Source organism: Nostoc flagelliforme FACHB-838 (assembly GCF_014698065.1).
Classification (GTDB): Bacteria; Cyanobacteriota; Cyanobacteriia; order Cyanobacteriales; family Nostocaceae; genus Nostoc; species Nostoc flagelliforme_B.
In genome coordinates, this window is the sequence record NZ_JACJSI010000086.1 from 1 (window position 1) to 26,806 (window position 26,806).

Here is a 26,806-nt window from a genome sequence, read left to right on the forward strand (position 1 = left end):
TACCAAAGAACGTAAAACTCCAAGTGGAGGAAGTTTTAGAGGATGGCTCATATCTGTCATGGATTGCTCCTGACGGGAAATCAAAGAAAAAAGGTGGCACGAAAATCATGGTGCGCGTAATTGAATATACTATCGATACTGATGGAGAGCCACAAATTTACCGTTTGATTACCAGTTTGACAGATGTTGTCCTGTTTCCCGCTTTATTGTTGGCGATGGAATATCATCGACGTTGGGAAGTAGAAAATACCATTGATGAGCTCAAAATCCATCTGTTAGGGCGTAAAACCCTGATTCGTTCCCTAAATCCCCGTGAAGTGGTTCAAGAAATATATGGCTGGCTTCTGGCTAAGTTTCCGTCCAAGAAGCCAGTACATAAGGGGGCAGGAGTTAAATTGGAAACACTTACTTTTTCTGTAATCAATACTGCTTAGAGCTTAACCGAACCGTATTGCCGGTGGCATTTATTGAGACTGCGTGGCGGCGTTACACCAAGCATTCTAAAAATAAAGTTCAAGAAATCGAAGGAGCGCTTATTCCTCTGGCAGATACCTATAGTCACCTGAACCCATTTTTAGGTGCTATTCTAGCAGGTGTATTTACTCAAGGAGCGCTTAATCAATTAGAATCTAAAGGCTTTAAAATTCTTTACCTTAAATATGAAAATATCGTGAAATCATTTACATCAGTTGGTATAAATGCATCTTTCAATGAAAGTACATTAGAAGCAGAGTTCCAAGATAAAATTCAACAATGGAAAAAATTATCAACCGCAGATATTAATAATATCAAAAATCAAATACTCAATTTAGAAAAATATCAAATAGATAATTTTATAAATACCTTAGAACAATCGTTTGCTAGACTAGTTCAACAGGTAAATGTTATTGTCTTACACGGTCTATCTCAGCAAGCTGCTACGATTAATAATGCTATTGAATATATCCAAAATTATCCAGATAATCAACCTACATTTGCCCCAGCTATGAAGTACGAGATTGACATTCGTTATAATAACGGCGACATAATCCACGCAATCTTTAAAAATAAAACTGAGGCACTAAAATTTCTGAGAACGTTTGTTTAAATGGCTAATTAAATAATTCGTAATTGATAATGAACGTTGAACCCGCCATTATAATACTAGGTCAAAATAGCGTGACAGTAGCACGCAAAATAATTAGCGTCCTACCAGGGGCAACATTATACGGTTTAGAGGGCCGCACATCTGGGGTTGATATCAGCTTCACGAACTTTGGCGAGACGGTGCGCGATTTATTTGCTCAGGGAACGCCGCTAATTGGCATTTGTGCCGCTGGCATTTTAATTAGGACGCTAGCTCCGGTAATCTCGGATAAACGACAGGAACCACCAGTGTTAGCTGTGGCTGAAGATGGTAGTGCTGTTGTCCCCCTCTTGGGCGGACTTGGTGGAGTAAACGATTTGGCACGCCGTATTGCTGAAGCACTTGATGTCAAACCAGCAATTACGACCACAGGCGATTTACGTTTAGGGACAACGCTGTTGTCTCCTCCCTCTGGATACCATTTAGCTAACCCAGATGACGCTAAGAAATTTATCTCAGATTTGCTAGCTGGGGCGCAAGTCAAGCTAGAAGGAATAGCACCTTGGTTGAGCGATAGTAAACTGCCTATAGATTCAAAGGGAGATTTGACCATCCAAGTTACAGAACGTTTGGTAACTCCTACCCCCAACTGTCTTACATATCATCCAAAAACTATAGCGATCGCAATTAGTGGCATGATCGATGATGCAGTAGCTTTAGTCCAGCAGCTACTAGCTGATGCCACACTAGAAAAAGCATCAGTCGCCGGGATATTTGCACCCATTACTGCCGCTACCGATCCAGCAGTCCACGCCTTAGCTAGCGCCTTGAAAGTACCTGCCCGCTTTTTTACCCCAAATCAGCTAGAAAGCCTGCTTTCACAAGGTTATAGCCCCGCCCAAGCCGTAGCGATCGCCGCCACAGGCACATCCCCCTTATCTTCTCCTTCTCCTAATATTGCGATCGCCATTGCCCCTCAACCAATTGACCCCAACACCATTGGTCAGCCACGCGGACGGTTAGCGGTTATTGGTACAGGCCCTGGTGGTCAAGAGTGGATGTCAAAAGAAGTGAAGGAGATACTCAAGTCAGCAACTGACCTCGTGGGTTATAAAACTTATTTAGATTTAATCGGTTCTCTGGCTGATGGTAAGCAACGGCATGAATCCGACAACCGCGAAGAAGAAGCACGGGCAAAGATGGCCCTTGATTTAGCAGCATCTGGGCGATATGTAGCTGTAGTTTCATCTGGCGACCCCGGTATCTATGCAATGGCAACAGCAGTTTTTGAGGTATGCGATCGCTATGCTAAACCTGAATGGAACACTATCGACATTCATGTGGCCCCAGGCATTTCCGCTATGCAAGCAGCAGCAGCAGCTATTGGTGCGCCCCTTGGTCATGACTTCTGTGCTATTTCCCTTTCTGATATCTTGAAGCCTTGGTCTGCGATCGCACAGCGAATTGCTGCTGCTGCTGAAGCTGATTTTGTAATTGCTTTCTACAATCCTGTTTCCAAAGAGCGTACTTGGCAACTGGCAGAAGCGAGAAATATTTTGCTGCGATATCGAACACCAGATACACCAGTAGTTTTGGCACGGAATCTCGGTAGACCAGGACAGACAGTGAAAGCGATCGCACTTGACCAGTTGTCACCAGCAAGCGCCGATATGCGGACAATTATTCTCATTGGTTCCACAAAAACCCGAACCATCAAACGCAGCGATGGTAGTATCTGGGTTTATACGCCACGTCGTTATGAGAACCCTTGAAGATGTGTCTTCATTCAGTCAAGCACATCTGTTTTTTAACCAAGTGATTAAAGCTAACTCTTTGAAACTCTTATTTCTTTGCGTCCTTTGCGCCCTTTGCGCTTCGTTTTTTCATTATTTTGCGTAAGCCCTGTAATTAAAAAACCGCAGAGACGCTGAGGACGCAGAGTGAGAGAAAAGAGCAATAATTCCGATACAAATGGATTTGATCTGATTTATCAGACAGTTTACTTTTCTAAAGTTTTTACACTCAGCACTTGCGGCGGTGTTGAATCTGGCGGATAAATCACATCTACTTGTACTATTCGCTTAGTCGAAGGTGGAAGTACAAGCTGTACCAAAGGTTCTAACACCTGACCAGTTCTGTGCCATAAATGTACGTAGCGCGTCTTTTGTTCACCTTGGTCATCGAAGTAGCGTAGCCGCACCGTACCACGGAAGAAAGGAAAATCTAAGGATGGTTTACGGAAACGCAGACCACCTTGGGATAATTTATCTTCCTTCAAAGGTGTTTCCAAAGTAACAGTCACGGTCTGGTTTTGGTTAGTATTATTGCTTAATGGTAACGTGAGTTTATATTCCACCCCATAATTACCATGTGCTTCATAAGCCGTATCTGGATAACGTACCAGCATCTTGGCTGTTTGGATTTGTTGAGTGCCTAATCGACCAGCGAGCAATGTGTCTAAAGCATAAGAAATAGCTTTGCCACGCTGGGGAATAGTCAAATTTGTGCTTTGGGGATTATCCACCAACTTTGCTCGCCACTCTTGACCACTAGACACACCAGCTACACGCCCATAAATCAGTACGCCACTGGTAGCATTTGGAGGAGTAGGGGTTTTATCTCGTGGCCCAGCCAAGTTGCCAGTATTTAGTAAAGCTTCCCATTCTGTGAGAGTCGGTTGGCGTTCTGTATTATCAGAATTTTTCTTAGCAAACATCGCTAAACTTGCCGCATAAACTCGATCGCTACTCCGCAGCCGCATAAGGCTAGAACGCCCATTCACCGGCTTTTCTAGATTTCGTACAGGGATGGGATGATTTAGTAACATCTGACTTTTTCCTGGAGGAATTATCAGCTTTGCTGGAAAATCTGCTTGTCGAACACCTCGGAGTACATCACCAACAGCGCGATCGCCTGGCCCTGAGTAAGCCTTACCATCGTTATTTTCTATGTAGGGGGGTAAGGTAACAAAAGGCGCATCCTGCATCAAATAACTCGCTGCGTGCAATACATCTACTGTTACAGGTTTTTTACCAGGGTTATACAGAATTACGCCCAGGTATAACGTTTGTAAATCCTTGGGAGTGTGACTGTAGTGGTGCGCAAATAAGTCAAAGCGTCCCTGAAAAGGAAAATTGAGGTGCGCTGCTGGAACTTTTTTACCGTTTGTAGGGAAGGTAGAAAGTAAAATCCCCTCAGTTTTAACCCATTCTGGGCTATTGCTGTTAAAAACGGGTATTGTATTCAACTTTCCTGGTAAAGCTCGAACTTCTCCTGGTTGCACAATTTCTTGGAATGCTGGCTTCGGTGAGGTTTGAGCGATCGCTGAATTATCTTTATTAGTTGTGCATCCAAAGGTTTGAGTTATGGCAAGTCCTAATATCAATATGAATACAGGTGATGATTCAGATAGCATAAATTTGACCGTTAATCAAGCTGTGGTGTTAAAGATAACAAGTTATTACTACAAGTTCCTGAAAGCGCATTTATGAGAATGCGATCACTATTTAATCTGTAAAATAGCCTTCAATTGTGCATTACCTAATTACATGGACACGGTTAAATACGTTCTGACTGAAAACCAGATGCCAAAAGCTTGGTACAACATCCAGGCTGACTTGCCAGAAGCCTTACCACCAGTTTTAAATCCTGGTACTGGTAAGCCAATTACACCAGATGAATTATTACCTCTGTTCCCATTGGCGTTGATTGAGCAAGAAGTTAGTCAACAAAGATGGATTGAAATACCAGATGCAGTCCGTTCTATTTATTGCCAGTGGCGACCAACTCTTCTTTATCGTGCCCGTCGTTTAGAACAAGCTTTAGATACGCCTGCCAAAATTTACTACAAGTATGAAGGTGTTAGCCCTTCTGGAAGCCACAAACCCAATACTGCGGTCGCTCAAGCATACTACAACAAACAAGCTGGAGTCAAAAAGCTAACTACTGAAACGGGAGCCGGACAGTGGGGATCATCTCTAGCTTTTGCTGGTGCGCTATTCGGTTTAGAAGTCTTAGTTTACATGGTAAAGGTCAGCTACCAGCAAAAGCCTTACCGCCGAGCTTTGATGGAATCCTACGGTGCGAGGGTAGTTGCTAGCCCAAGTACTGAAACCCAAGCCGGACGTAAAATTCTTGCACAATATCCCAATAGCACTGGCAGTTTGGGGATTGCGATTAGTGAAGCTGTGGAATTAGCTGCTGTTGATGAACAAACTAAATATGCTTTAGGTAGTGTTCTCAATCACGTATTGCTACATCAAACCGTGATTGGGCTGGAAGCACTGACTCAGTTAGAGATGGCAGGAGATTACCCTGATATTGTCATTGGTTGCACAGGTGGCGGTAGTAACCTTGCCGGAATCGCCTTTCCATTTATCGGTGCTAAACTGCGAGGAGAACGAGATGTACAAGTAATAGCTGTGGAACCTGCTGCTTGTCCATCATTGACTCGTGGTAAATATGCTTACGATTTTGGTGATACTGCTCACTTGACTCCACTCACCAAAATGCATACTTTGGGCAGTGGGTTTGTGCCCGAAGGAATTCATGCTGGAGGTTTACGTTATCACGGTATGGCCCCGCTTGTTAGTCATATTGCCAATTTGGGATTACTTCAATCGCGTGCTGAATACCAACTTGGTTGCTTTGCTGCTGGATTAACTTTTGCCCAAGCAGAAGGAATTCTACCAGCACCAGAAGCCAATCATGCAGTCAAAGCAACAATCGATGAGGCAAAGCTTTGCAAGGAAGAAGGTATAAGCAAAACTATCCTGTTTAATCTTTGCGGTCATGGACATTTTGATATGCAAGCTTATATCGATTATCAAGCTGGACGGCTTGTTGATACTGAATATAGTGCAAATGAAGTGGCAATGGCATTGGCAGGATTACCTGTACTTCAGTAGTGACTGACTCGCTATGCAAATGCGATCTTTGCGATCGCATTTTTGTGCGTCCCACCATAAGAAGGGACTTACAGTGAAAAAACATCCCACGCTCCGCAAACGTAGGGGCGCACAGCTGTGCATTGTGTCAACTTAAAGTGTTCGTCAAAATGTCAAGTGGGGTGTGGAGATAAGTTCAAAGTGGGTTGCTGTCGGAATTTAGGTTGATATTTAAAAATTCCCAAATCTCGATCTTTGGGAGAAATTTGGGTTTATGGCTGCAAATATTTAGCTTTTATAGTCTTGAGCGTTTTCTCTTGCCCCTACAATTTACCATATATTAACCAGTGACTTGAGTCTCTGGCGGTTCAAGTATTTTTGCAATAAGTTTAAGAACTAAAACTGAGTTTCAAGTTTTACCTGCTCATGGAGTCTCAAAATTAGGATTGGATACGTTCTAGCCAAGATTTGACATGAGAATATGATAATATCCGCTCTTTAAGCGGACTGGTGCGAAGTATTTCATCTATTTGTGCAGCTACAGCTAGATCCGCTATAGTTTGATGGTTTCCCACCAACCAATCTTGCTGGCTGAGGATGGTTTCAAGGTTGCCTATATGGGTAAAAAACTTTTTTTCAACGCGGTTCTTGTCGATGCGACCAATTCCTTGAGCATTCAGTTGCCTTTCATAAGTGTAGCGAGCTAGGGGAGCAAAGATTACTTGCTCAAACTTTGATCGTCCTTTACACAATAAGCTGGTCGCTAGCTGGAGAGCATCTGGATAGCGGAAGCGAAAATATACTTCAAACCAGTACAATGATTCATCTGCCCAGTCTTCCCAAAAATAGGCTTGTGCTAAATCTTTGCTGTCTGCGGGGTAAAGTGAATGTTGTGGGTGTCGGGCTTCCAGAAATTCTGCAATATCCGAGCTGTCTTGAACCTTCTCACCATCGTATTCAATCACGGGAAGCTTTCTTGCAGATGACAATCGTGAAGCTGCTACTGCCAGCAGACCATTATAGTTGACGACAGAATAGGCAAGATGTTTGTATTTGAGAATCTTACGAACCTTGTTACAAAAGGGAGAAACTTCCCATTGATGCAGGATAATTTTTGGCATCACGCTCACCGATATTTTTGAATGTCGATAGTCTGGAATTGGGGATTAGGAATTGGGGATTAGGAAGATTTAAAAAACATTAGCGCGATCGCTGTTTGATGTTAACAGAACAATAGAATTCTAGTAAACATACTGAGGGCTAGAGGAAAGACTGTTAGATTTATCTACAAATTTTTACGCTTTTTTCTTGATTTAAGAAATTTTGACAATTTGACTTATGTCCTTACTTCAGCAAAAGTTGCTGCCCAGATACACGACTTGTTAGACCTCTTGCAAAAGTGCTTTTTGCAAGAGGGGGAAAAGGGTAAAGGTTAAAGGAAAAGGGGACAATACAGAACCTTTTCCCGATTTATAGCGGTTCTCGTTTTGGTGAGGTACACCTGTAGGGGCACGGCATGCCGATTGGTGTCAACTTCAGCTGAAAGTGAGGTACAGATAATTGTAGGGGCACAACATATTATGTCCCTACCCGTGTACTTAATTTACCTGAAATACGCTGTGTCAGAAAAACGCCTAACACTCCGTTATACAACAGGTCAACCTTCTTTTTGATTATTCTGCAAAACATCCTCCAGCAGAGAAGCAAGTTCTTTATTTAACCGACCAGACCTGACAAATTCTGCATAAGTATCTGCCTCAATGGCCAACAGTTCTCCTCGGAACTGTTCTGTCGTAAAACTCTGAAGATTAGGATATTCAGCTTGTAACTGGTCAATTTCTATCCGTAAATCTGCAAGTTCGCCTTTGATTAATGTTTCTTGATAACGACGAAACTCTGGATCAATGCCAGGGCGTTTATCTGCCTGGAGATGTTCTAGAACGCGTTCTAAAGCAACGTGACGGGCAACAAATTCTAAATATTGCTCACGTAAGGGTGCATCACCTAGCAAATTGAGTTTTTCTAGCAAAGGTTTGATAGTCAATCCCTGAACAAGTAGAGTAAATAAAACTACCCCAAACACCGTAGCAATAATTTTTTCTCGCTCTGGCAGTATCGTCGATACACTCAATGCCAGGGCAATGGAAACGGAACCTCGTAACCCACCCCACCAGAGGATAGTTTGTTCTGGTAAAGAAATGTCTGATTTGGTGATGCTAACGCTCAATTTGCTGAGAATGTAAATAGCAACTGCCCGCATCAAAATCATTGCTGCCACTGTCACCATAATGATTTGCAAGTTTTCGCCTAAACTCGCAAAGCGTATTTGGTCGCCAATTAGTAGGAAGACGATAGAGTTAACAAAGAACGCCAAAAATTCCCAAAATTCGGAGACAATAACCCGAGTGCGGGGATTCATGCCGATACGAGAGCCAAAGTTTCCTAAAATCAAACCTGTGGTGACAACTCCAATTACCCCAGAACCGCCCAAGTCTTCAATAATCAGGTAAGTGCCATAAGCTGAAACTAAAGTTAAAGATTGTTCCACTAAGGGCAAATCAAAGCGCTGGGTAAGGTAGGAAATACCAAACCCGATAAAAGCTCCCACCGCTACACCGATGCCAACAACTGTAAATAACTGTAATAAAATTGGCTGGAATTCCAATTTTACAGTTCCCAAAGATAAGGCTACCAAAAAACCAAAGGCAACTACAGCCATGCCATCATTGAATAAGCTTTCGCCTTCCATTAAGGTGACAAGACGAGTACCTACGCCGAGTTGGCGAAACAAAGCGGTGACAGAAACCGGGTCAGTGGCAGATAAACTGGCTGCAATGAGTAAAGCTGTAGTGAGAGAAATACCAAAAAGTTGGTTGAGAGCGATCGCTATCCCTGCGATCGCAATTACTACCCCGAACACTGCATATAGGCAAATTGGTACTAAATCCCGCTTCAAGTCTGACCATTTCAAATTCCAGGCGGCTTCAAATAACAGCGGTGGTAAAAAAATGAACAAAATTAATTCAGGGGAAAGCGTTACTAAACGGACATCAACCAACGCCAACCCTAACCCGACAATCACCAGTAGCAAGGTGTAGGGTATATTGCGAAACCAGCTAAATATCTGCGGTAGTGTCGCCACACCTAGAGACACCGAAAGTACCAACAGAAACTGCTTGAGATTGTCGGTAATAACTTCCTCAGCGATCGCGGATTCAAGCACCATAAGAAAATTCCTGGTATAATTTTGCACTTATCATCATCTGACTATTTTCAGATGACACCAGTTCAATGTAAGACTTTAAATTAGCAAAGAATGAAGATTTTACAGTTAACCGAGCATTCAGGAGGAAGGTCTTGGGTAATAACATTCGAGACCGCTTTAAAAATTTCCGCCGTCGGGGTTCGCAGCCGGAGCAACTTCAACAGCTACAAACAGACTTGTTGGCTGAATCAACTCTAGACTCAGCTTACATAATTTTAATTATTAGTTCCTGTGCGATCGCTACTTTAGGTTTATTATCTAACAGTGCGGCTGTGATTATTGGTGCAATGATCATTGCCCCCCTAATGTTGCCAATTCGGAGTTTAGCTTTTGGGGCTTTGCAGGCAGATATTACCTTGTTTCGCAAGGGTGTAATAGCTGTAGCAGTGGGGACGATGTTAGCGGTGGCGATCGCCTTTACTCTGGGTTGGCTGGTAGGATTGCCGAGCTATGGTAGCGAGATACTGGCTCGATCAAGACCAACATTGTTAGATTTAGGAATTGCGGTAGCAGCTGGTGGTATCAGTGGCTACGCGAAAGTTGAGACGAAAATATCTACTAGTTTAGCGGGAACTGCGATCGCTGTCGCTCTTATGCCCCCCATTTGTGTAATTGGTTTAGGCTTGGCACAAGGAAATTGGTCGCTCAGTTTCGGGGCAACCCTACTTTATCTCACCAACCTGCTAGGTATTGCCCTCTCCTGTATGGTGACATTCTTAGTAGCGGGTTACACTTCAATGGCGCGGGCACGTCAACCCCTAATTTGGACTATGGTTTTGACAACTGTTCTGCTAATTCCCTTGGGAGTCAGCTTTGCTCGACTTATACGACAGGCACAACTAGAAACTAGCTTACGACGGGCATTGTTGAATCGAACTGTTACCTTTGGACGATTGCAGTTGCTTAACAGTAATACCAATTGGTTGACAAATCCTCCAGAAGTCCGTTTGAGTGTCCGGGCAAAAGAACCTGTCACACCTCGGCAAGTAGAGTTATTAGAAGCATTTATCAAGCGAGAGATGGGGCAAGCGTTTACTCTAATTTTTGAAGTTGGTCAAGTGGAGGAAATTAGAAGTTCTGAACCCACACTCTAAAGCAATATGCTTGGGTTAAGAAGAATAGTTTGTGAGATGGAGAGACAGGGGAGGCAATGCGGAAGCAAATTTTCTCAGAATAAATTGTGGGACGGATACAAGCCCTTGATGAAGAATTGTTAAAATTAGAAGATGATTAACCATAATTGCAAACCTAAATTTACAGTCAAATCAGCACAATGGTAACAATAGCAGTCAATCCGTATCTTGATCGCAATTTCGCTCCAGTTCATGAAGAAATCACCACCGACAAATTGTCAGTCATTGGTGAATTACCCCTTGAGCTATCGGGGATGTTTGTGCGGAATGGCCCTAACCCTCAATGGACACCCATCGGTCAATATCACTGGTTTGATGGAGATGGGATGTTGCATGGTGTGCAAATTAGCAACGGTGTAGCCACTTATCGTAACCGTTACGTCCAGACAGCGGGATGGAAAAAAGAACGAGAAGCGGGTAAGGCTCTCTGGAGTGGGTTTTTAGAACCACCACAGATGGATAATCCTCATGGCCCTGGCAAAAACACTGCTAACACTGCCTTAGTCTGGCACGCTGGTAAGATGTTGGCGCTGAATGAGGGGGGTAAACCTCACGCCATCAAGCTTCCTGAATTAGATACTATTGGCGAGTATACCTACAATGGCAAGCTGGTTTCTGCCTTCACAGCCCATCCCAAAATAGACCCGGTTACAGGGGAAATGATCTTCTTTGGCTACTCTCCCGTCGTGCCACCATACCTGCAATATAGTGTAGTTTCAGCACAAGGAGAACTGTTGCGGACAGTGCCAATTGACTTGCCAATAGGGGTGATGATGCATGATTTCGCCATCACTGAAAACTACACGATTTTCATGGATTTGCCGCTGACTTTTAACCTTAAAAGAGCGCAACGGGGAGAACCTGTGATGATGTTTGAGCGCGATCGCTCCAGTCGTTTTGGAATTGTACCACGTCACGGTGATAACAGTAATATCCGCTGGTTTGAAAGTTCCCCTTGCTACGTCTTTCATACCCTCAACGCCTACGAAGAGGGAGACGAAGTAGTGCTGATTGCTTGTCGCTTAAGTTCTACTACCGTCTTGATTTCTAGTGATTCGCAACCCGACCCAGACACAGATATTCCCCGCCTGTATCGTTGGCGATTTAACCTCAGCACAGGAACAGTACACGAAGAAATGTTGGATGATGTAGTTTCAGAATTTCCCCGCATCAACGAAAACTTATTGGGGCGACAAACCCGATATGGCTACACCAACAAAATAACGTACACTCCCGCACCTTTATTTGAAAGTATTATCAAATACGATTTCAGCAGTGGAACATCCCAAATCCACCAACACGGACAAGGACGCTATGGCAGTGAAGCTGTGTTTGCGCCGCGTCCTGGTGCAACGGCTGAAGATGATGGTTGGCTTCTGACTTTTGTTTATGATGAAAGTTCAAATACTTCAGAGTTAGTAGTGGTGAATGCTCAAGATATAACGGCTGAACCCGTAGCGCGGGTGATAATTCCTCAACGCGTGCCTTATGGGTTTCATGGTACCTGGGTTGCAGGGAAATAACGTTATACCAATTTTTTATCAAGCTGCATAGAACTTCGATCCCCCCTAGCCCACGCCAGTCGCTCATGGGGGAAACTCCCTTCTCTACGAGACGCTCCGCGAAGGCGCTAGCCTCTCCCTTTGGGAGAAGACCGCGCTGGCTCCCCTTAATAAGGGGGGAACCGGAAAAACATCTATCAAACAAAGTCCCCCTTTTTAAGGGGGATTTAGGGGGATCAATATATGTGCAACTTCACATTAAATTGGTATTAGGTAGATAATACTGTTTGGTTAAGGCAAGAGACGCGATGAATCGCCGTCTCTAGAATAATTAGTCTTTTGTAGAGACGGCGATTTATCGAGTCTTTGAACCTCGAAGTTGCGCCTTTTAGCCTCGACGTTGAGCCTTTGAGCCTCAACTTAGAAATAAATTTAAACTATTCTTGAATTTATAAGGGCGAGGTTTAGTAAGATTTGCTCACCTCCGTAAAGTGAAACATGGCTTTAGAGGTTGTTTGAAAAGTGTTTCGCTGTGACTTTAGGCACTTTAGATCCCCCTTAACCTTCTTAAAAAGGCTACGGTGTACACACAAGTCTCTTAATCTGCACCTTTGTTGCATCGACTCGCACCTTTGTTGCATCGACTCGCACCAAGGCGTTGACCCCCGCGCTGTTGCCATAGCTTTCAAAAACCTTGTCGAAAACCATCCCGAAGCCGAGTTATACCAATTTGAAAAAAGAATGCGACAGATGGGTAGGGGCACAACATTGTTGTGCCCTTACAAATAATTGATGTGTCGCAAACATTATTTGAATTGGTATTAGAAATCGTGGCAATAGAGAAACGCGGCAATGATAAATTCTTATTCAGAGCCAAAACCGCAGCAGGTAGCGATAAATCTCAATTAAGTGCAAAATATTTTGATGACTATAATCAATTTAAAGCGTTATCCCAGAGTCAGCAATTATTGCTGATAGAAAAAGATAAACGCATTATTAGTTTAGAAAATATGGTAGATACTGCTCTCAAGCAGCCAAAATTTTATACACAAGGAGATACCAACGTGTCAGATATCAGTGGCATCAATATTCAAGGTAGCAGTAATGTTAGCGGTATCGCTGGCAATAATTCTATTGCTAATCTAGGAACCATTAGCGGTAACGTGAGTATTGCCCTTACTCAGCTACCTGATGCGCCAGACGCCGAGAAACCAGGAATTAAAGAATTATTGTCGCAGTTGCAAGATGCAATCATCCAATCCACATATTTGTCAGAAGAAGAAAAAGCTGAAGCTCTGGAACAGGTGAAAGCTTTAGCTGAGGCGGGTAAAACTCCTCAAGAATCCACCAAGCAAAAGACTGCAAAAACCGCAATCACAATGTTGAAAGGCATATTTTCTGGCTTACCCGCTGTCGCCTCCTTGGTTGAAGCGGGTAATAAATTATTGCCTGCGATCGCCAAGCTATTCAGTTTAGGATAATTTTGCAACTATCCTTTAGTGTCAAAGCTTCGTAGATTGGCGAATTATTACTAGTTAGTAGCTACTTTGTCCGGGTTTTTTGCAGCTGGCGATCGCGGCGGTTTACGTCCAGAAAGATCGTACAGTAAACCCATAAGTGCGGGTACAACAGTAGGAGTCAAAATAGTAGAAAAAGCTAGACCACCTGTTAAAACAATGCCTAAGCCTTGATATAACTCAGAACCCTGACCTGGTAAAACTGCTAGCGGTAACATTCCCAATACACTAGTTCCAGCAGACATGAAAATCGCCCGTAAGCGATCGCTTGTCGCATTATATAAGGATGCATCATAATCTTCACCTGCTTGCTGGAGCTGCAAGGCGCGATCGACTAGTAGAATAGCGTTGTTAACAACTACACCTGTGAGGATCACAAATCCCAAGGCTGTAATCATATCCAATGCCACATTCATTCCCGGAATCAGGTTGGCAATCACTAGGCTCAATAGTGCGCCACTCATACCCATCGGCACTGTTGCCATAATCACCACGGGGTAAAGAAATGAGCGATACAACGCTATGAGTAATAAGTAAGTAATCAAAATCGAAAATGCAAATGCAGCAGCTAATTGCCCAACAGTTGTTGCTAATTGATCCGCTGAACCCGCCAGTTCTAGCCGATAGCCTGTTGGTAAACTCGCACGCAGAGGAGCGAGAATTTCTTCTTCGGTACGTTCTACCAGGGTAGCAAGGGGAGCATCGGGTGCAAGAGAAACAGTAAGACTAATTGAGCGCTCTAAATCAACGTGGTTAATGGCATCAGCTCCCGTTGTTTCCACGACTTCGGCAATATCGCCCAGTTGCACTTGTCGCCCTTGTGTATATAGAGGTAATTGGCGCAGTTGCTCTGGGGTTTCCACAGCAGTGTTTTGTAGTTCCACCGAGACATCTAGTTCTTCTTTGCCATCAATGTAATCGGAAGCAACTTTACCACCCAATGCTGCTTCTACCATCGAACCAATTTCCGCTTCCGAAAGTCCTACTTCGGCGATGCGTTCGCGGTTAGGAATTACTTGTAATTCTCCTGCACCCAAGACAAAGTTTGAGCGCACATTCTGAACCCCTGGAAGCGATCGCAATTTCCCGGTAATTTGTTTTTCTAAGTCACCAATCTGATTTAAATCAGCCCCAACAATATCCACTTCAAATTCTTTACCCGGATCGCGGAATATAGAAATCCGTGTTGGGATTACAAAACGGTATCCAGCAAAGTTACTGCTTTGGGCGCGTAACCGATCTACCATATCAGCGAGTCCCGTAGTTGTGGCAAATTCTGATTTTAAGATAGTTGCAATACCTCGCAGCGCCCCTGGACGGTCAACATACATGATGCGCTCAACTTCTGGTTGCGATCGCAGAAATTTTTGCACAGCTTCAGATTGCCGAATCGCTTCTGGAATACTGGTTCCCGGCAAAGGTTCCGCCCGCAAAACAACTAAGTTACGATTTCCTTCGGGTAGATAATCGGCAGGTGGTAAGAGAAGAATACTAGCCACTAATAAAACAACCGGAATCGACAGTACAATTAACCTGCGACGAATATGCTTACGTCCTAGTGACCAACTAACAGTAGCGGCGAGAAAGTTTTCCAGTTTGCCTTGGAAATGACGAAACACCGCAGAGGTTTTAGCCACCATGCGCTCAAACCAATTACCGCCCCGATATTCACCACCCTGCATCATTTGCATGGCTTCTGATTGTTTGAGGAACAATCCTGATAGCATTGGGACTAAAGTTAATGCTGCAAATAGCGAGAATAGAGAAGAGGCAGAAAGAGCGATCGCCATATCGGTGTAGAGTTGCCCTGCTTCACCCGTCACCATTAACAGTGGGACAAACACGACTATGTTACTCAAAGTAGAACCGAGCATTGCGCCCCAGACTTCCTGGGTGCCATCGATTGCTGCCCGAAGTGCGTTTTTGCCCTGCTGCATGTGGGTAAAGACATTCTCAATTACAACAATTGAGTTATCCACCACCATACCCACAGAAAACGCTAGTCCTGCCAAACTGATAATGTTCAATGTTCGTCCAAATGCAGACATAACAATGAATACAGCAATTGTGCCAATAGGAATAGTAATGGCAACTACAGCAACAGTTCGGATTGAGCCAAGGAATAGAAGTAAGACGATAGTTGCTAGTAATGCTCCACTGATCAAGTTCTCTCCAACGAAACTTACCGATTGATTGATGTAGTCACTTTCGTCATAGTTGTAGACAAAGCGAATACCTTGGTTTTGCCGATCAAATTCCGTTTGCAGTGCAGCAATTTCCGCCCGGATGCCTTTAGCCACCTCTGGCACATTCGCCCCAATTTGCCGAATTACACCGACTGCTACCCCAGGTTTGCCGTTGAACACCAACGCGCTATCTTGGGGTTTGCGTCCCATTTGGACTTTTGCTACATCTCGCAAGTAAACTGTGCCTGATTGGTCACGTCGTAGCACAAAGCCTTCAATTTGCGATAAATCTTGCGATCGACTAATTGTGCGGACTCGATATTCCCGTCGTCCGAGAATTAATGGCCCACCCCGAATATCGCGGTTGTTTTCTTGAAGAACTCGGACTACATCACCAATTGCGAGGTTGCGATCGCTTAATGCTTTCGGATCAACCTTCACCTCGACTTCTCGTTCTTGTCCACCCACTAACAAAAACTGCCCAGTTCCTTCGACTCGCCGCAAACGGGGAATCACCACTTCGTCTGCTAAGTCCCGATAACGGTCTGCATCTGGTTGAAATCCTTCTTTGGTATCAAAGGGAATCCACATCATCGGTGAACTGTTACCACCCACCAGTTCTACATTCGATTCCTGTGCTTCTGGAGGCAAGCTTTCCACCTGTTGCAAGCGATTGAGAACATCTATCATCCGTTCTCTAGCGTTGGCATCCTGAGCAAATTCTAAGGTAATGCTGCTGCGTCCAGCACGAGAAGTACTACTAATTTCTTGGACACCTAGCACCTCTTGCATCTGTTCTTCGATGGGGCGGGTAATCAGGTCTTCTACTTCTGTTGGGCCTGCGCCGGGATAGGTAGTTGTGATCGTAATTTCCGGGCGATCGCCCCCTGGTTGCAATTCTAGAGGTAACTTTAGTAGGGAGAACACCCCGAACATTCCTACCAAGCAAAACAAAACAAAAGTTCCATGTCGCCAACGAACGGCAGTTTCAATAAAACTCATATTAATTCGTAATTCAGAAAATTATATTTAAACTGGGTTTGCAGTATTTTGAAGAAGGAAAGGCTAAAGGAGAAAGAGACGATTCTTCCTCTTTAACCGACTTCTGCAAGAAGTCTATGGAGTAGTACAACCTATGTTTTAAGTTGGATCAACTATCTTTACAGGCGCACCATCTTGCAATCCATCACCGCCACGTAGCACAATGCGTTGACCAGTGCGTAAAGTGGGATGATAAATTGCGACATTTTTACCCATATCAGAAACCATCTCGACTGGAATTTGTTTAGCTTTGCCGTCAGCAACTGCAAAAACTAGCCACTCGTTTTGCCTTCTGGTTAATGCATCTCGTGATACCACAAAGCTAGAGCGGTTCGAGGGCATATTTAAGTTACCTGCGATCGCCATTCCTGGTATTAATCCTGATGGTGGCTTGTTAATTTGGACACGCACACGCTGGCGACGGGAAGCAGTTTCGGCAGAAGGGACTACAGCAGTAATGCTGGCGCGTTGTTTCCATTGCGGTAGGGCGCGGGTTGTGAGATCGATTGTCATACCTGGGGTAACTTTACTACTGAGTTCTTCGGGTAACTCTAGGAAAATATCGAAGCGATCGCCTGCTACTAAGGTGACAATTTGACCAGAACTTTGTACCAAATCACCGTTACTGATATGGCGAGTCTGCACTATACCCGATTCTGATGCCAAAATTCGAGTTCGCTGCCGGGCTAATTCTGCTTGAGCTAAGGTGGCTTTTGCTGCTTCTACATTTGCTCGTTGGGCGGCGATTTCTTCTTGAATCGGCCCAGCTTTCGCTTCGGCAAGTTCTGCCTCGGCTTCTAACCGTTCTCCTTGGATGTTATTTAATTGTGCTTCGGCTTCCACTAACAATCTTTGAGATAAAGCACCCTCTTTCACAAGATCGCTAGTACGTTTCAGGTTATCTTGTGCTTCCAGTTCTCGCGCCTTAGCAGATGTAACAGCCGCTTGACGTTGAGCAATGATTTCTTTTCGAGTACCGACTTCCAAACGTGCCAAATTGCTCCGTTGTTGTGCCAGTTGCGCTCGTGCTTGGCTAATTGCCAATTGCTGATCGGTATCATCAAGTAAAGCGATCGCCATCCCTATTGTCACGCGATCGCCTGGTTGCACTGAAATTTGCTTGACAATTCCACTAGTTTGAGCGCGGATTGTTGACTGCTGAGTGGCTTCTACTTGTCCTAACAACTGGACACTTCTTGTAGCACTTCCAGTTGCGAGGGAGATTGTTTCAATTGGTCTTGGAGGTGGCCCTTGTTGTTGTGCAACAGAAGAGCGTGGTGCGCCACCAGGAGCTAACATCCGCCATAGAATAATGCCACCGGTTGCCAGAAATAGAATCAGCAATCTCCAGAACCAAGGTTTACGCGAACGAGTAGGTGCTAACTCAGAAGGCACAGAACTGTCTGATTGGGTTTCAACCGTTGAAACTTGATTTTCAGAAGTATCCATAGCAATTAACGGTTGGCTACTGAGGGTTAAGGGCTAAAGATTAACTTTTGAAAGTGAACAATGAATAGTCAAATGTTCACTATCAACAGTCAATTATTTAGATAAAAGTAAAATTACGTTACCTTTCTTGTAGTTTATTAGATAAATATGACAAAGAAATGTCAAGGTTAGTCATTTGTCATTCGACCTCTTGTATAAATCAAAAACGCGATGAATTACCGTCTCTACAATAATGAGTCTTTTGTAAATAGCGGTTCCCATTTAGATGCGGTACAAGATTGATTATATTGCGAGGGTAGGGGCACGGCACTGCCGTGCCCTTACGGGTGTAGTTACGTAAACGAGAACCGCTAAAGACGGTAATTCATCGCGTCTCTTGCCTTAATGCATTCGACTCAATTATTAGTTCTTTAACGCGATCGCGCGGTAAGCCTAACTCCTGACTAAGAGCGCCTTCAAGTTTGCTTATATCTGTGATTGGAAATTCAAATACTATCATTGTCAGAACTGAGTTATTTGTTTTAACGTTCACCCGTGAAATTCCTTTTTGAGGAAGAATTTCCACTTTGATCGCTACTATTCTTTTCATAATCTGTCGTGCCAATTGGGTATCTGCTAGCAGATATTTCTTGGTAAGGTTGGAACGACTTAAAATCTGATCTCCAACAAAGTTGCTCCCCAACCAAAAAACTAACCCAATCAACGGCAAGGACAACCAAAACACAAAGCCTAATGATCGCAACGCTTGAAAAAGTTGGAGTTGCTGCATGAAAGGTATAAGGTTGAGTGTTTCCCATCACTTTTACCTTAATCTAAAATTAGCAAGCAAAAATTACGGCAACCTGAGCAAATAGGATGTTGATCTTACTAGTCGAAGATGACCCATCACAGTTAGAGCCACTACGGGCAGCGTTATTGAAGGTGGGGCATACAGTCGATGCGATCACTGATGGGGAAACAGCACAATGGTTTGCCTTTCGCAAAGACTATGACTTGCTGATTTTAGATTGGATGTTGCCTAAAGTGAGTGGTGTAGAATTGTGTCAAGTATATCGACGGGCAGGTAAGCTGGCTCCTGTATTGATGCTAACGGCGAAAGACACGGTTTTAGATAAGGTAATGGGTTTAGATGCTGGAGCCGATGATTACTTGGTAAAGCCTGTGGATGTCATGGAGTTATTGGCACGAGTCCGGGCACTAGGAAGGCGATCGCCTATGTGGCAAGGAGATATACTTAGCTTGGGCGATTTGCAACTTCATTTATCCACTTTGACGCTTGAACTTGGTTCGTTGACAACTCAACTTTCTAGCCGGGAGTTTCAATTGATGGAGTATTTAATGCGTCATCCCCGGCAAGTATTATCTCATAGCCAGATTGAGCAAGCCCTTTGGAGTTGCGGAGAGGAACCAGAAAGTAACGCTGTTACTACCTTGGTTCGCCGCTTGCGCCAGCGTCTACAAACCATTGGCGTGAAAGATTGGATAGAAACAGTGCATCGGATGGGCTATAGAATAAATCCGCCTTTCTAAGCTGTTAGGAGGCAGGGGGCAGGGGGCAGGGAATGAAAAAGTAATGACAAATGACTAATGACAAATGACTAATGTTTGATCGTAGCCGTCGCAATCTTGCTCACTGGTTTGCCCTGTCAATGGGTGGAATTTTGTTCGCTTTTGCAGGGGTGGGTTATTGTCTGAGTGTAGAAGAACAGTTGCGAGTTTTTGACGACGAACTGTTTTCACAAAGTAAAGCCTTTGCCGTCAAAACCCAATACTCGCTTTATCAAAGTCAATGGCAAAATCAGCGCGGCCAGACTCCTGTAGAAAGCGGTGTATCGTTGAATGGCGGACTAATGTACGCACGGTGGTATAACTCTAATAAACAACTTTTGCAGTTTATCGGTTCATCGGGTGGCAAAAAGTTGACCGCAAAACCTGGATTTCAAACGTTAGAAATACCAATAGGCTCAGAGTCATCCACTACAAGAACCTGGGTTCGCCAAGTTACACTTCCTGTTTTGGAAGGTAAGGTGCTGATTGGCTACTTTCAAACGGCGGCTCCAATGAACTCTTTACGCGTTGGGCTAAATCAAGCCCGCTTGTTTTTAACTTTTGGGGTTCCTGTGACGTTTGGTGTAATTGGCATTACTGGTTGGTTTTTGGGCGGGTTGGCAATGCGACCAAGCCTCCGTGCTTATCAGCAATTGCAGCGATTTACAGCTGATGCTTCTCATGAACTACGTACACCTGTTGCTACGATATTGAGCAATGCCCAAGTTGCCCTAATGCCCCCCGAAGACCCGTTAGAGCAAAGATTGCGGTTGCAAAATATCGCCCAAACAGCTAAGTCCATGAGTACGCTGATCAATGATTTGCTTTTTTTGTCGCGTCATAATGGCTCCCTTGCGGAAACCGTATTAAAATCCGTTGATTTGTGTGAGATATTGCGATCGCTTGTCCAAGATTTCGCAGCCCAAGCTCCTGCCCAAAGTCTCAATTTCAATGCTCACCTTCCAGAGCATCCCATCATGTTAAAAGCCGATGCTAATTTGCTCAAACAAGCTGTGATTAATCTTCTGACTAATGCCTTCAAGTACACACCAGCAGACGGTAAGGTAGAATTACGTCTTTTTATCCAGTCTCACTACGCGGTAATTCAAGTCAAAGACAACGGGATTGGCATTCCGTCCACTGATTTGCCATATATATTTGATCGTTTTTATCGTGTAGATACTGTCCGATCTCGGCAAACAGGCGGCTTTGGACTTGGACTTGCGATCGCTCAACAAATTGTGCAACGATACGGAGGGCAAATTACTGTAAATAGTATGCTAGGTGAAGGCTCTAGCTTTCAAATTAGCCTTCCTCTAAAACTTTGAGATTATTTTTCCCTATAACCTCCAGCATAGTTAATTACACAGATTGTTCTATATAATTTGTGAGTTCCATAAGCAACGCCAGAGACTTTAAAAGCACCATTAAAAATGTTTTTTCGATGACCGCGATCGGGCACACCATCATCAATAATTAACTGCATGACGATATCTTGAGCCGTGTTTGGCCCATAACTGATATTTTCGCCTGCGGTTGTTAGCCATTTACCATAACGGTTAATGCGAGTAAAAGGGTTGCTACCATCGCTACCATCATGACCTAAAGCACCTTTTGGCCCTTGGTCTTTAATGTGGTCTTTTGCACCTAAAGACATACCCTTAGATGCACTCAACGCCCCTACAGGACGTGCTGTTTTCAAAAATGCGATCGCCTCATCGACTGCTTTAACTCCTTCTTGAGTTCGCAAATAGGTATTATTAGAAATTTTGACTCGGTTCCCCTCAAAGCGCTTTCTATAGTTTTCCAGAATCGGGAGATATGACTTGGGATTTGTTCTAACCTTATTTGTTTCAACAATTACCTGTTGTTCCAACGGTGTCAGGTAACTTGCCTTTGCTAACAATGTCGGACTGGTTTGTTTAACTACTGCGGGGCTAGGTTTGGCTATAGACGGGTTAGATTGAAATAGTTGATCTGAGCAGCCGAATATCAAGGCTATTGGCAAAAATACCCAAAATTTTAGGCGATGCATTCATTACCTCACAATTTTTTCTATGGATTAATTTAGTGAATTAGAAGAAATAATAATTTTCAACACACACAGAAGTTTGGAGACGCTTCTTGATTCAGAATTGTCAGACATCAGAACTTGGATCATTCCCCTAACAAGAACGGAAATGAGTTAATCAAGAGTATAGATAACACTGCGAGCGTCTTTGTTCCTTGAATGTTAAAAAATGGTTACTTAATACCCGTTGTAACCTAGCTAACATTGAAACGTAAAGCACAAAAAAATTTTAATTTATTTGTCGCCACTGCCTAACTGCGATTATTTATCCCTATACCCATCAGCGTAATTAATTACACAAATTGTTCTATATAATTTGTGAGTTCCATAAGCAACACCAGACACTTTAAAAGCGCCGTTAAAAATGTTTTTTCGATGACTGCGATCGGGCACACTATCATCAATAATTAATTGCATAACGATATCTTGAGCAGTGTTAAAGCCATAAATGATATTTTCGCCTGCGGTTGTTTGCCATGTACCATAGCGGTTGATGCGAGTAAAGGGGGTACTACCATCGCTACCATCATGACCTGTAGAACCTTTTGGCCCTTGGTCTTTAACATGGTCTTTTGCTCCTAAAGACATACCCTTAGATGGACTCAATGCTCCCACAGGAGGTGCTGATTTCAAAAATGCGATCGCCTCATCAACTGCTTTGACTCCTTCTTGAGTTTGCCAATAAGTATTATTAGAAACGTGTACTAGGTTTCCTTCAAAGCGCTTTCTATAGTTTTCTAAAATCGGGAGATATGATTTAGGATTTGTTCGTACCTTATTTGTTTCAACAATTACCTCTTGTTCCAACGATGAAAGGTAACTCACTTTTGATATCGGACTAGTTTGTGGAACTACTGCTGGGTTAGAGTAGGCTACGGACCGATTAGATTGAAACAGTTGGTCTGAGCAGCCAAATATCAACCCCATTGGCAAAAATACCCAAAATTTAAGGCGACGCATCCATTACCTCACAATTTTTATGTGGATTAATAGTTTGAGTGAATTAGACAAAGTAAATCTGCAAAAGCTTCTGTGGCATCTTGTAACCTCGATAACACTAAAATGTAAATAACAACAAAAATTTTTTCATTCTCTGATGCCTACTTGCAAATTTACACTTTGAGAAACCAGCGTTGACGATACATCAGAACACCAACAGCCCACCACAACAACACGGTGACTAGGGCAAATAAAAGGGAACCATTGAGCGCCCCTGCCCAAGATGCGAAAAAATTCTGGTAAATCCAATTGTAGGTACTGGGAGCGTCTTTGCCTATGCCGATAGTAGTTTTCACTAAGATTTTAATTAATAAAACCGATGCAACGAAAAGAGCGATCGCATTTAAACCCATAACTTCAAAAGGTTTACTCCAGCGACGCATCAGCCGTACTTCGATGAATTCATAACAAACTGCTAGCAACAGTAACGCCCAACCTGTTGTAAAGAGTACATAAGAACTTGTCCATAGCTTTTTGTTGATGGGGAATGTCCACCCCCATGCCCAACCAATAATTAAGCAACCAACTCCAAATAATGCTAAACCTATACTTGTGCGTGACTGTACAGGTTGACTGCGTATCCATTGCCCAGTGAAGTAGCCAGCGAGAACGCTTACTATGGCGGGAATAGTACTGAAGAGTCCCTCTGGATCTCCCATAAAGTTGAAACCATCACCTTTATATAGATGTGCTTTGGGAATAATCAAACGGTCAACATAAGCGCCGAAATTACCTTCTCGCGTCAGCACTCCTGCGCCATATTCTGGCACTGGTAGATACATCATCGTTAGCCAGTAGCCGATGAGTAGCACTGCTGCTAGTATCCATTGACCTTTACGCGGCAGGTTGAGAACAGTTAGGGAAGCCAGCAGATAGGTAATGCTGATGCGCTGCAACACTCCCATAATGCGGATACTACTCAAATCAAAAGTCCAAATACCCTGATTCCAAAAGCCATTTAGTAGCAATCCCAAGGCAAAGAGAATGGCGGCGCGGCGCAATATTCGCCAGTAAACTGCTGAGGTTGGTTTATTACCTTCGGTATACTTTGACAACGAGAAAGTCATCGCTACACCGATAATGAAGAGAAAGAAGGGAAATACCAAGTCGGTTGGTGTGCAGCCGTGCCAATCGGCATGGGCTAAGGGAGGATATACATCATCTGCGACACCCGCCATATTGACGAGAATCATCGCAGCGATCGTAATTCCGCGAAAAACATCCAATGAGGTCAAGCGCATAAGCGGAATTTTGTGTTAGATGAGTATCTAAGCTACTCCGGTTGATGCAGGTAATCAAGCAAAATTTATAAACTTGGATACAAGGTAAAATTTTGTTAAGTAATTACCACCATTTGCTATGCCAATCAAAGTTGGAGATACAGCTCCTAATTTCACTCTACCTGCTCAAAGCGGCTCAACAATTAACCTTCAAGATTTTCGTGGCAAAAAAGCTGTTGTTCTATATTTTTATCCCAAGGACGACACACCCGGATGTACGGCTGAATCTTGCGCCTTTCGTGATCAGTATGAAGTGTTTAAAACTGCTGGCGCTGAAGTTATCGGCGTGAGTGCTGACTCTGGCGAATCTCACCAGCGATTTGCAGCGAAATACAATCTACCTTTTACTCTGTTAACTGACAAAGGCGACCAAGTACGGAAGCTATATGGCGCAACAGCAGCCTTTGGCTTGTTTCCTAGCCGCGTTACTTACGTTATTGACCAACAGGGAGTTGTGCAATACGTGTTTGATTCAATGTTTAACTTTAAAGGTCATGTTGAAGAAGCGCTGAAAAGTTTGCAACAGATTGCAAAATAGGGAAATGGGCATTGGGCATTGGGCATTGGTAACTCTTTCGCATTCCCTATGCCCCATGCCCTAGCCCCTATTTAGAATGTGACTTTTCCGGCATGGAAATATTAGTGTGGCTTGCCTTGCCATTCTTGCCGTTAGTATGGGCGTTAGCATTGCGAGGTTGGATTACACCATAACCACCGTGGTTGCGTTCGTAAATTACATTAATCTCTCCAGTTTCAGAATTGTGGAACATATAAAAGTCATGTCCCACCAGTTGTAGTTGTTCCAAGGCTTCTTCTACGGTCATCGGCGGCATGGAAAAATATTTGGTGCGGACGACTTCATTGGGTAATTCGGGGGTGCGATCGCCAATTAAATCTGTTACTACCGGCTCTGCAACAACTACTTCTGTTGGTTGAGGCTGAGTTTTCTGGTCTTGACGTCGTTCTTTATATTTCCGCAGTTGACGGGCAATTTTATCTGCAACTAAGTCAATACTGGCGTATAGGTTTTCGCTGCTTTCCTCGGCACGGATAACGCTACCATTAGCATAAATAGTTACTTCAGCCGCTTGTCTTGTATTAATTCGGGGGTTACGGGCGACGCTAAGATGCACATCCACTTCATTTGTAAGGCTTTGAAAGTGACTAACTGCTTTTTCAATCTTTTGATGTACATACTCACGAATCGCATCGGTGATTTCAATATTTTTGCCGTGGATGACAAGCTTCATGTAATACTCTCCCGCTGAATATTTTGGATGTGTGAATTTGCTTTGTATGAAAAGAAGTTGCGGTAAGCTCTATTACTCCCGCCAAAACAAATTGTGGACTATATTGTATTTACTGTTGGTAAGCTGTTTCTGAGCTTGTTGTATTTGAGTTGTGATCAAGTATACTCTTGATTTGCCTCCTCATCTCTGCGTTCATATCCAATTGGATATCCACTTAGGACTCTTAAGTGAGGCAATCTCTGTGGTAGCTACTGTGACTCCCAACTTCAATAAAGCAACGCTTACAGAACTTTTGATACTTGCTCCTTCTGTGTTCGGTTGAGGTTTGCTTGCTGTTGTTCAATAATACAAGTCTTTGTGGAAGTTTGATTTTGTTTGAAATACAAACAATCTTATGAAAATCATCAGCCAGTACATTCGTCTTTTCTTTATTGTCTTGGCATGATGCTTATTGCAGAGAATTCCTCCTAAAAACCTATTGAGGTTATATATTCAAGCTAGCACTTTGTATTTTCTAATGCATATTCCCTTGACTTTCCTTTAGAATCCTTTGCAAAGCTTGACAATTGTTGATTTCAATCCTGAAACTTGCAATATATTTAGTTTTAAATACGGTTGAATTTTGGCATGATCCATAGTAAGAAAGAACCGCACAAAAACAGTTGTCTGCTGTATAACCAAGGATTAATGCCTTACTTAGACGCTCATAAATGGCAGCGATCGCTCCTCACTGAGCGCATCCACGACCCCAGTCTAGATGATGTGTTAATTTTGCTAGAACATCCACCTGTTTATACTCTGGGACAAGGAAGCAACTCAGATTTTATCAAATTTGATATTGACAAAACTCAATATGATGTGCATCGAATTGAACGAGGCGGCGAAGTTACTTATCATTGCCCCGGTCAACTAGTAGGATATCCAATTTTAAATCTGCAACGTTATCGTAAAGACCTGCATTGGTACTTACGACAACTCGAAGAAGTAATAATTCGCGTATTGGCAGTTTATGGGTTGCAGGGAGAAAGAATTCCGGCTTTTACTGGCGTTTGGCTACAAGGGCAAAAAGTTGCAGCTATTGGTATTAAAGTCAGCCGTTGGATTACCATGCACGGCTTTGCATTAAATGTTTGTCCAGATATGACAGGCTTTGAGCGCATTGTACCCTGCGGCATTTCTGATAAACCTGTAGGCAGTTTAGCCAAATGGATTCCAGAAATCACCTGCCAAGAAGTGCGTTTTTATGTAGCACAGTCCTTTGCAGAAGTCTTTGGCGTGGAATTAGTCGCATCTCAGCTTGAAGGATTTTTCCCGTCTGAGTAAATTTAGCTTGTAATTATGTAACAAATACTATAGCAGTCCAATTTAAATTGTGAGACACTGATGATAGTAGTTTATATTTAATAGTAAAAAATAACCATTTAACTGCGGTTATCAAATCTAAACCTCGTCTAGGTTGAGACCCGTAGTTTTTCCTCATCAGGTTTGAGATGAGTTGTCACCCACAAACGATCTGCTACTGTATTGGGAGAGGCATTAATTTGTTGTTGAAATACTGAAACCTGTTCAATTAGGTCAGACTGACGCTCATAGCAAGTATGATATGTAACATC

At 43.4% G+C, this 26,806-nt stretch carries 20 protein-coding genes and 1 pseudogene; 11 read left to right on the forward strand and 10 right to left on the reverse strand.

Annotated features, from left to right (window positions below):
• The 3 genes and pseudogenes from H6G97_RS27780 to cobJ all read left to right on the forward strand — a co-directional run.
• Positions 1 to 347 (forward strand): annotated as a pseudogene (locus H6G97_RS27780) (transposase); the annotation flags it as partial.
• A gap of 110 nt (positions 348 to 457) precedes the next feature.
• On the forward strand, positions 458 to 1,087 hold the full coding sequence (locus H6G97_RS27785; RefSeq protein WP_190943796.1) for a DNA methylase: 630 nt from the start codon (positions 458 to 460) through the stop codon (positions 1,085 to 1,087).
• Positions 1,088 to 1,116: 29 nt separating this feature from the next.
• Positions 1,117 to 2,838, forward strand: coding sequence for a precorrin-3B C(17)-methyltransferase (cobJ, locus tag H6G97_RS27790; RefSeq protein ID WP_190943797.1), 1,722 nt, complete (start codon positions 1,117 to 1,119; stop codon positions 2,836 to 2,838).
• Positions 2,839 to 3,065: 227 nt separating this feature from the next.
• On the opposite strand, the gene H6G97_RS27795 is transcribed toward cobJ, so the two are convergent.
• A complete protein-coding gene (locus H6G97_RS27795) occupies positions 3,066 to 4,481 on the reverse strand; it encodes a DUF3370 domain-containing protein (RefSeq protein WP_190943798.1) in 1,416 nt (471 codons plus the stop codon).
• 133 nt (positions 4,482 to 4,614) lie between these two features.
• Here H6G97_RS27795 and H6G97_RS27800 point away from each other — a divergent pair, with 133 nt between their 5' ends.
• Entirely contained in the window at positions 4,615 to 5,973 is a 1,359-nt protein-coding gene (locus H6G97_RS27800; protein WP_190943799.1) for a TrpB-like pyridoxal phosphate-dependent enzyme, read from the forward strand.
• 419 nt (positions 5,974 to 6,392) lie between these two features.
• On the opposite strand, the gene H6G97_RS27805 is transcribed toward H6G97_RS27800, so the two are convergent.
• Positions 6,393 to 7,073 (reverse strand): glutathione S-transferase family protein, encoded by a 681-nt coding sequence (locus H6G97_RS27805; RefSeq protein WP_190943800.1) that lies wholly within the window; start codon positions 7,071 to 7,073, stop codon positions 6,393 to 6,395.
• A gap of 536 nt (positions 7,074 to 7,609) precedes the next feature.
• Complete coding sequence (locus H6G97_RS27810) at positions 7,610 to 9,178, reverse strand: cation:proton antiporter (protein ID WP_190943801.1); 1,569 nt, start codon at positions 9,176 to 9,178, stop codon at positions 7,610 to 7,612.
• 131 nt (positions 9,179 to 9,309) lie between these two features.
• Here H6G97_RS27810 and H6G97_RS27815 point away from each other — a divergent pair, with 131 nt between their 5' ends.
• The 3 genes from H6G97_RS27815 (at position 9,310) to H6G97_RS27825 (ending at position 13,333) form a co-directional block, all read left to right on the forward strand.
• Positions 9,310 to 10,311, forward strand: coding sequence for a DUF389 domain-containing protein (locus tag H6G97_RS27815; RefSeq protein ID WP_190943802.1), 1,002 nt, complete (start codon positions 9,310 to 9,312; stop codon positions 10,309 to 10,311).
• Positions 10,312 to 10,490: 179 nt separating this feature from the next.
• Complete coding sequence (locus H6G97_RS27820; protein WP_190943803.1) at positions 10,491 to 11,873, forward strand: carotenoid oxygenase family protein; 1,383 nt, start codon at positions 10,491 to 10,493, stop codon at positions 11,871 to 11,873.
• Between the two features lie 752 nt (positions 11,874 to 12,625).
• Positions 12,626 to 13,333: a hypothetical protein gene (locus tag H6G97_RS27825; RefSeq protein ID WP_190943804.1), complete on the forward strand. Its 708-nt coding sequence runs from the start codon at positions 12,626 to 12,628 to the stop codon at positions 13,331 to 13,333.
• Positions 13,334 to 13,383: 50 nt separating this feature from the next.
• Here the strand turns inward: H6G97_RS27825 and H6G97_RS27830 are convergent, their stop codons facing one another.
• The 3 genes from H6G97_RS27830 to H6G97_RS27840 all read right to left on the reverse strand — a co-directional run bounded on the left by H6G97_RS27830 (position 13,384) and on the right by H6G97_RS27840 (position 18,814).
• Positions 13,384 to 16,557, reverse strand: a complete 3,174-nt coding sequence (locus tag H6G97_RS27830) for an efflux RND transporter permease subunit (RefSeq protein ID WP_190943805.1) — start codon at positions 16,555 to 16,557, stop codon at positions 13,384 to 13,386.
• Positions 16,558 to 16,695: 138 nt separating this feature from the next.
• The gene (locus H6G97_RS27835; protein WP_190943806.1) at positions 16,696 to 18,045 is read right to left on the reverse strand and encodes an efflux RND transporter periplasmic adaptor subunit; all 1,350 of its coding nucleotides are present in this window, start codon (positions 18,043 to 18,045) and stop codon (positions 16,696 to 16,698) included.
• 364 nt (positions 18,046 to 18,409) lie between these two features.
• Positions 18,410 to 18,814: a hypothetical protein gene (locus H6G97_RS27840; protein ID WP_190943807.1), complete on the reverse strand. Its 405-nt coding sequence runs from the start codon at positions 18,812 to 18,814 to the stop codon at positions 18,410 to 18,412.
• 86 nt (positions 18,815 to 18,900) lie between these two features.
• Here H6G97_RS27840 and H6G97_RS27845 point away from each other — a divergent pair, with 86 nt between their 5' ends.
• Entirely contained in the window at positions 18,901 to 19,575 is a 675-nt protein-coding gene (locus H6G97_RS27845; protein WP_190943808.1) for a response regulator transcription factor, read from the forward strand.
• 71 nt (positions 19,576 to 19,646) lie between these two features.
• Positions 19,647 to 20,921: a sensor histidine kinase gene (locus tag H6G97_RS27850; protein ID WP_190943809.1), complete on the forward strand. Its 1,275-nt coding sequence runs from the start codon at positions 19,647 to 19,649 to the stop codon at positions 20,919 to 20,921.
• Between the two features lie 2 nt (positions 20,922 to 20,923).
• Here the strand turns inward: H6G97_RS27850 and H6G97_RS27855 are convergent, their stop codons facing one another.
• From H6G97_RS27855 to H6G97_RS27865, 3 genes are all read right to left on the reverse strand, one after another.
• Positions 20,924 to 21,628 (reverse strand): CAP domain-containing protein, encoded by a 705-nt coding sequence (locus H6G97_RS27855; protein WP_190943810.1) that lies wholly within the window; start codon positions 21,626 to 21,628, stop codon positions 20,924 to 20,926.
• Between the two features lie 297 nt (positions 21,629 to 21,925).
• Positions 21,926 to 22,624: a CAP domain-containing protein gene (locus tag H6G97_RS27860; protein WP_190943811.1), complete on the reverse strand. Its 699-nt coding sequence runs from the start codon at positions 22,622 to 22,624 to the stop codon at positions 21,926 to 21,928.
• 152 nt (positions 22,625 to 22,776) lie between these two features.
• The gene (locus H6G97_RS27865; protein WP_190943812.1) at positions 22,777 to 23,904 is read right to left on the reverse strand and encodes an acyltransferase family protein; all 1,128 of its coding nucleotides are present in this window, start codon (positions 23,902 to 23,904) and stop codon (positions 22,777 to 22,779) included.
• A gap of 118 nt (positions 23,905 to 24,022) precedes the next feature.
• Here H6G97_RS27865 and H6G97_RS27870 point away from each other — a divergent pair, with 118 nt between their 5' ends.
• The gene (locus H6G97_RS27870; protein WP_190943813.1) at positions 24,023 to 24,481 is read left to right on the forward strand and encodes a peroxiredoxin; all 459 of its coding nucleotides are present in this window, start codon (positions 24,023 to 24,025) and stop codon (positions 24,479 to 24,481) included.
• A 67-nt stretch (positions 24,482 to 24,548) separates the two neighbouring features.
• Here the strand turns inward: H6G97_RS27870 and hpf are convergent, their stop codons facing one another.
• Complete coding sequence (gene hpf / locus H6G97_RS27875) at positions 24,549 to 25,193, reverse strand: ribosome hibernation-promoting factor, HPF/YfiA family (RefSeq protein WP_190943814.1); 645 nt, start codon at positions 25,191 to 25,193, stop codon at positions 24,549 to 24,551.
• 627 nt (positions 25,194 to 25,820) lie between these two features.
• Between hpf and lipB the strand changes: the two genes are divergently transcribed.
• Positions 25,821 to 26,516, forward strand: coding sequence for a lipoyl(octanoyl) transferase LipB (lipB, locus tag H6G97_RS27880; protein WP_190943815.1), 696 nt, complete (start codon positions 25,821 to 25,823; stop codon positions 26,514 to 26,516).
• The last annotated feature ends 290 nt before the right edge of the window (positions 26,517 to 26,806 follow it).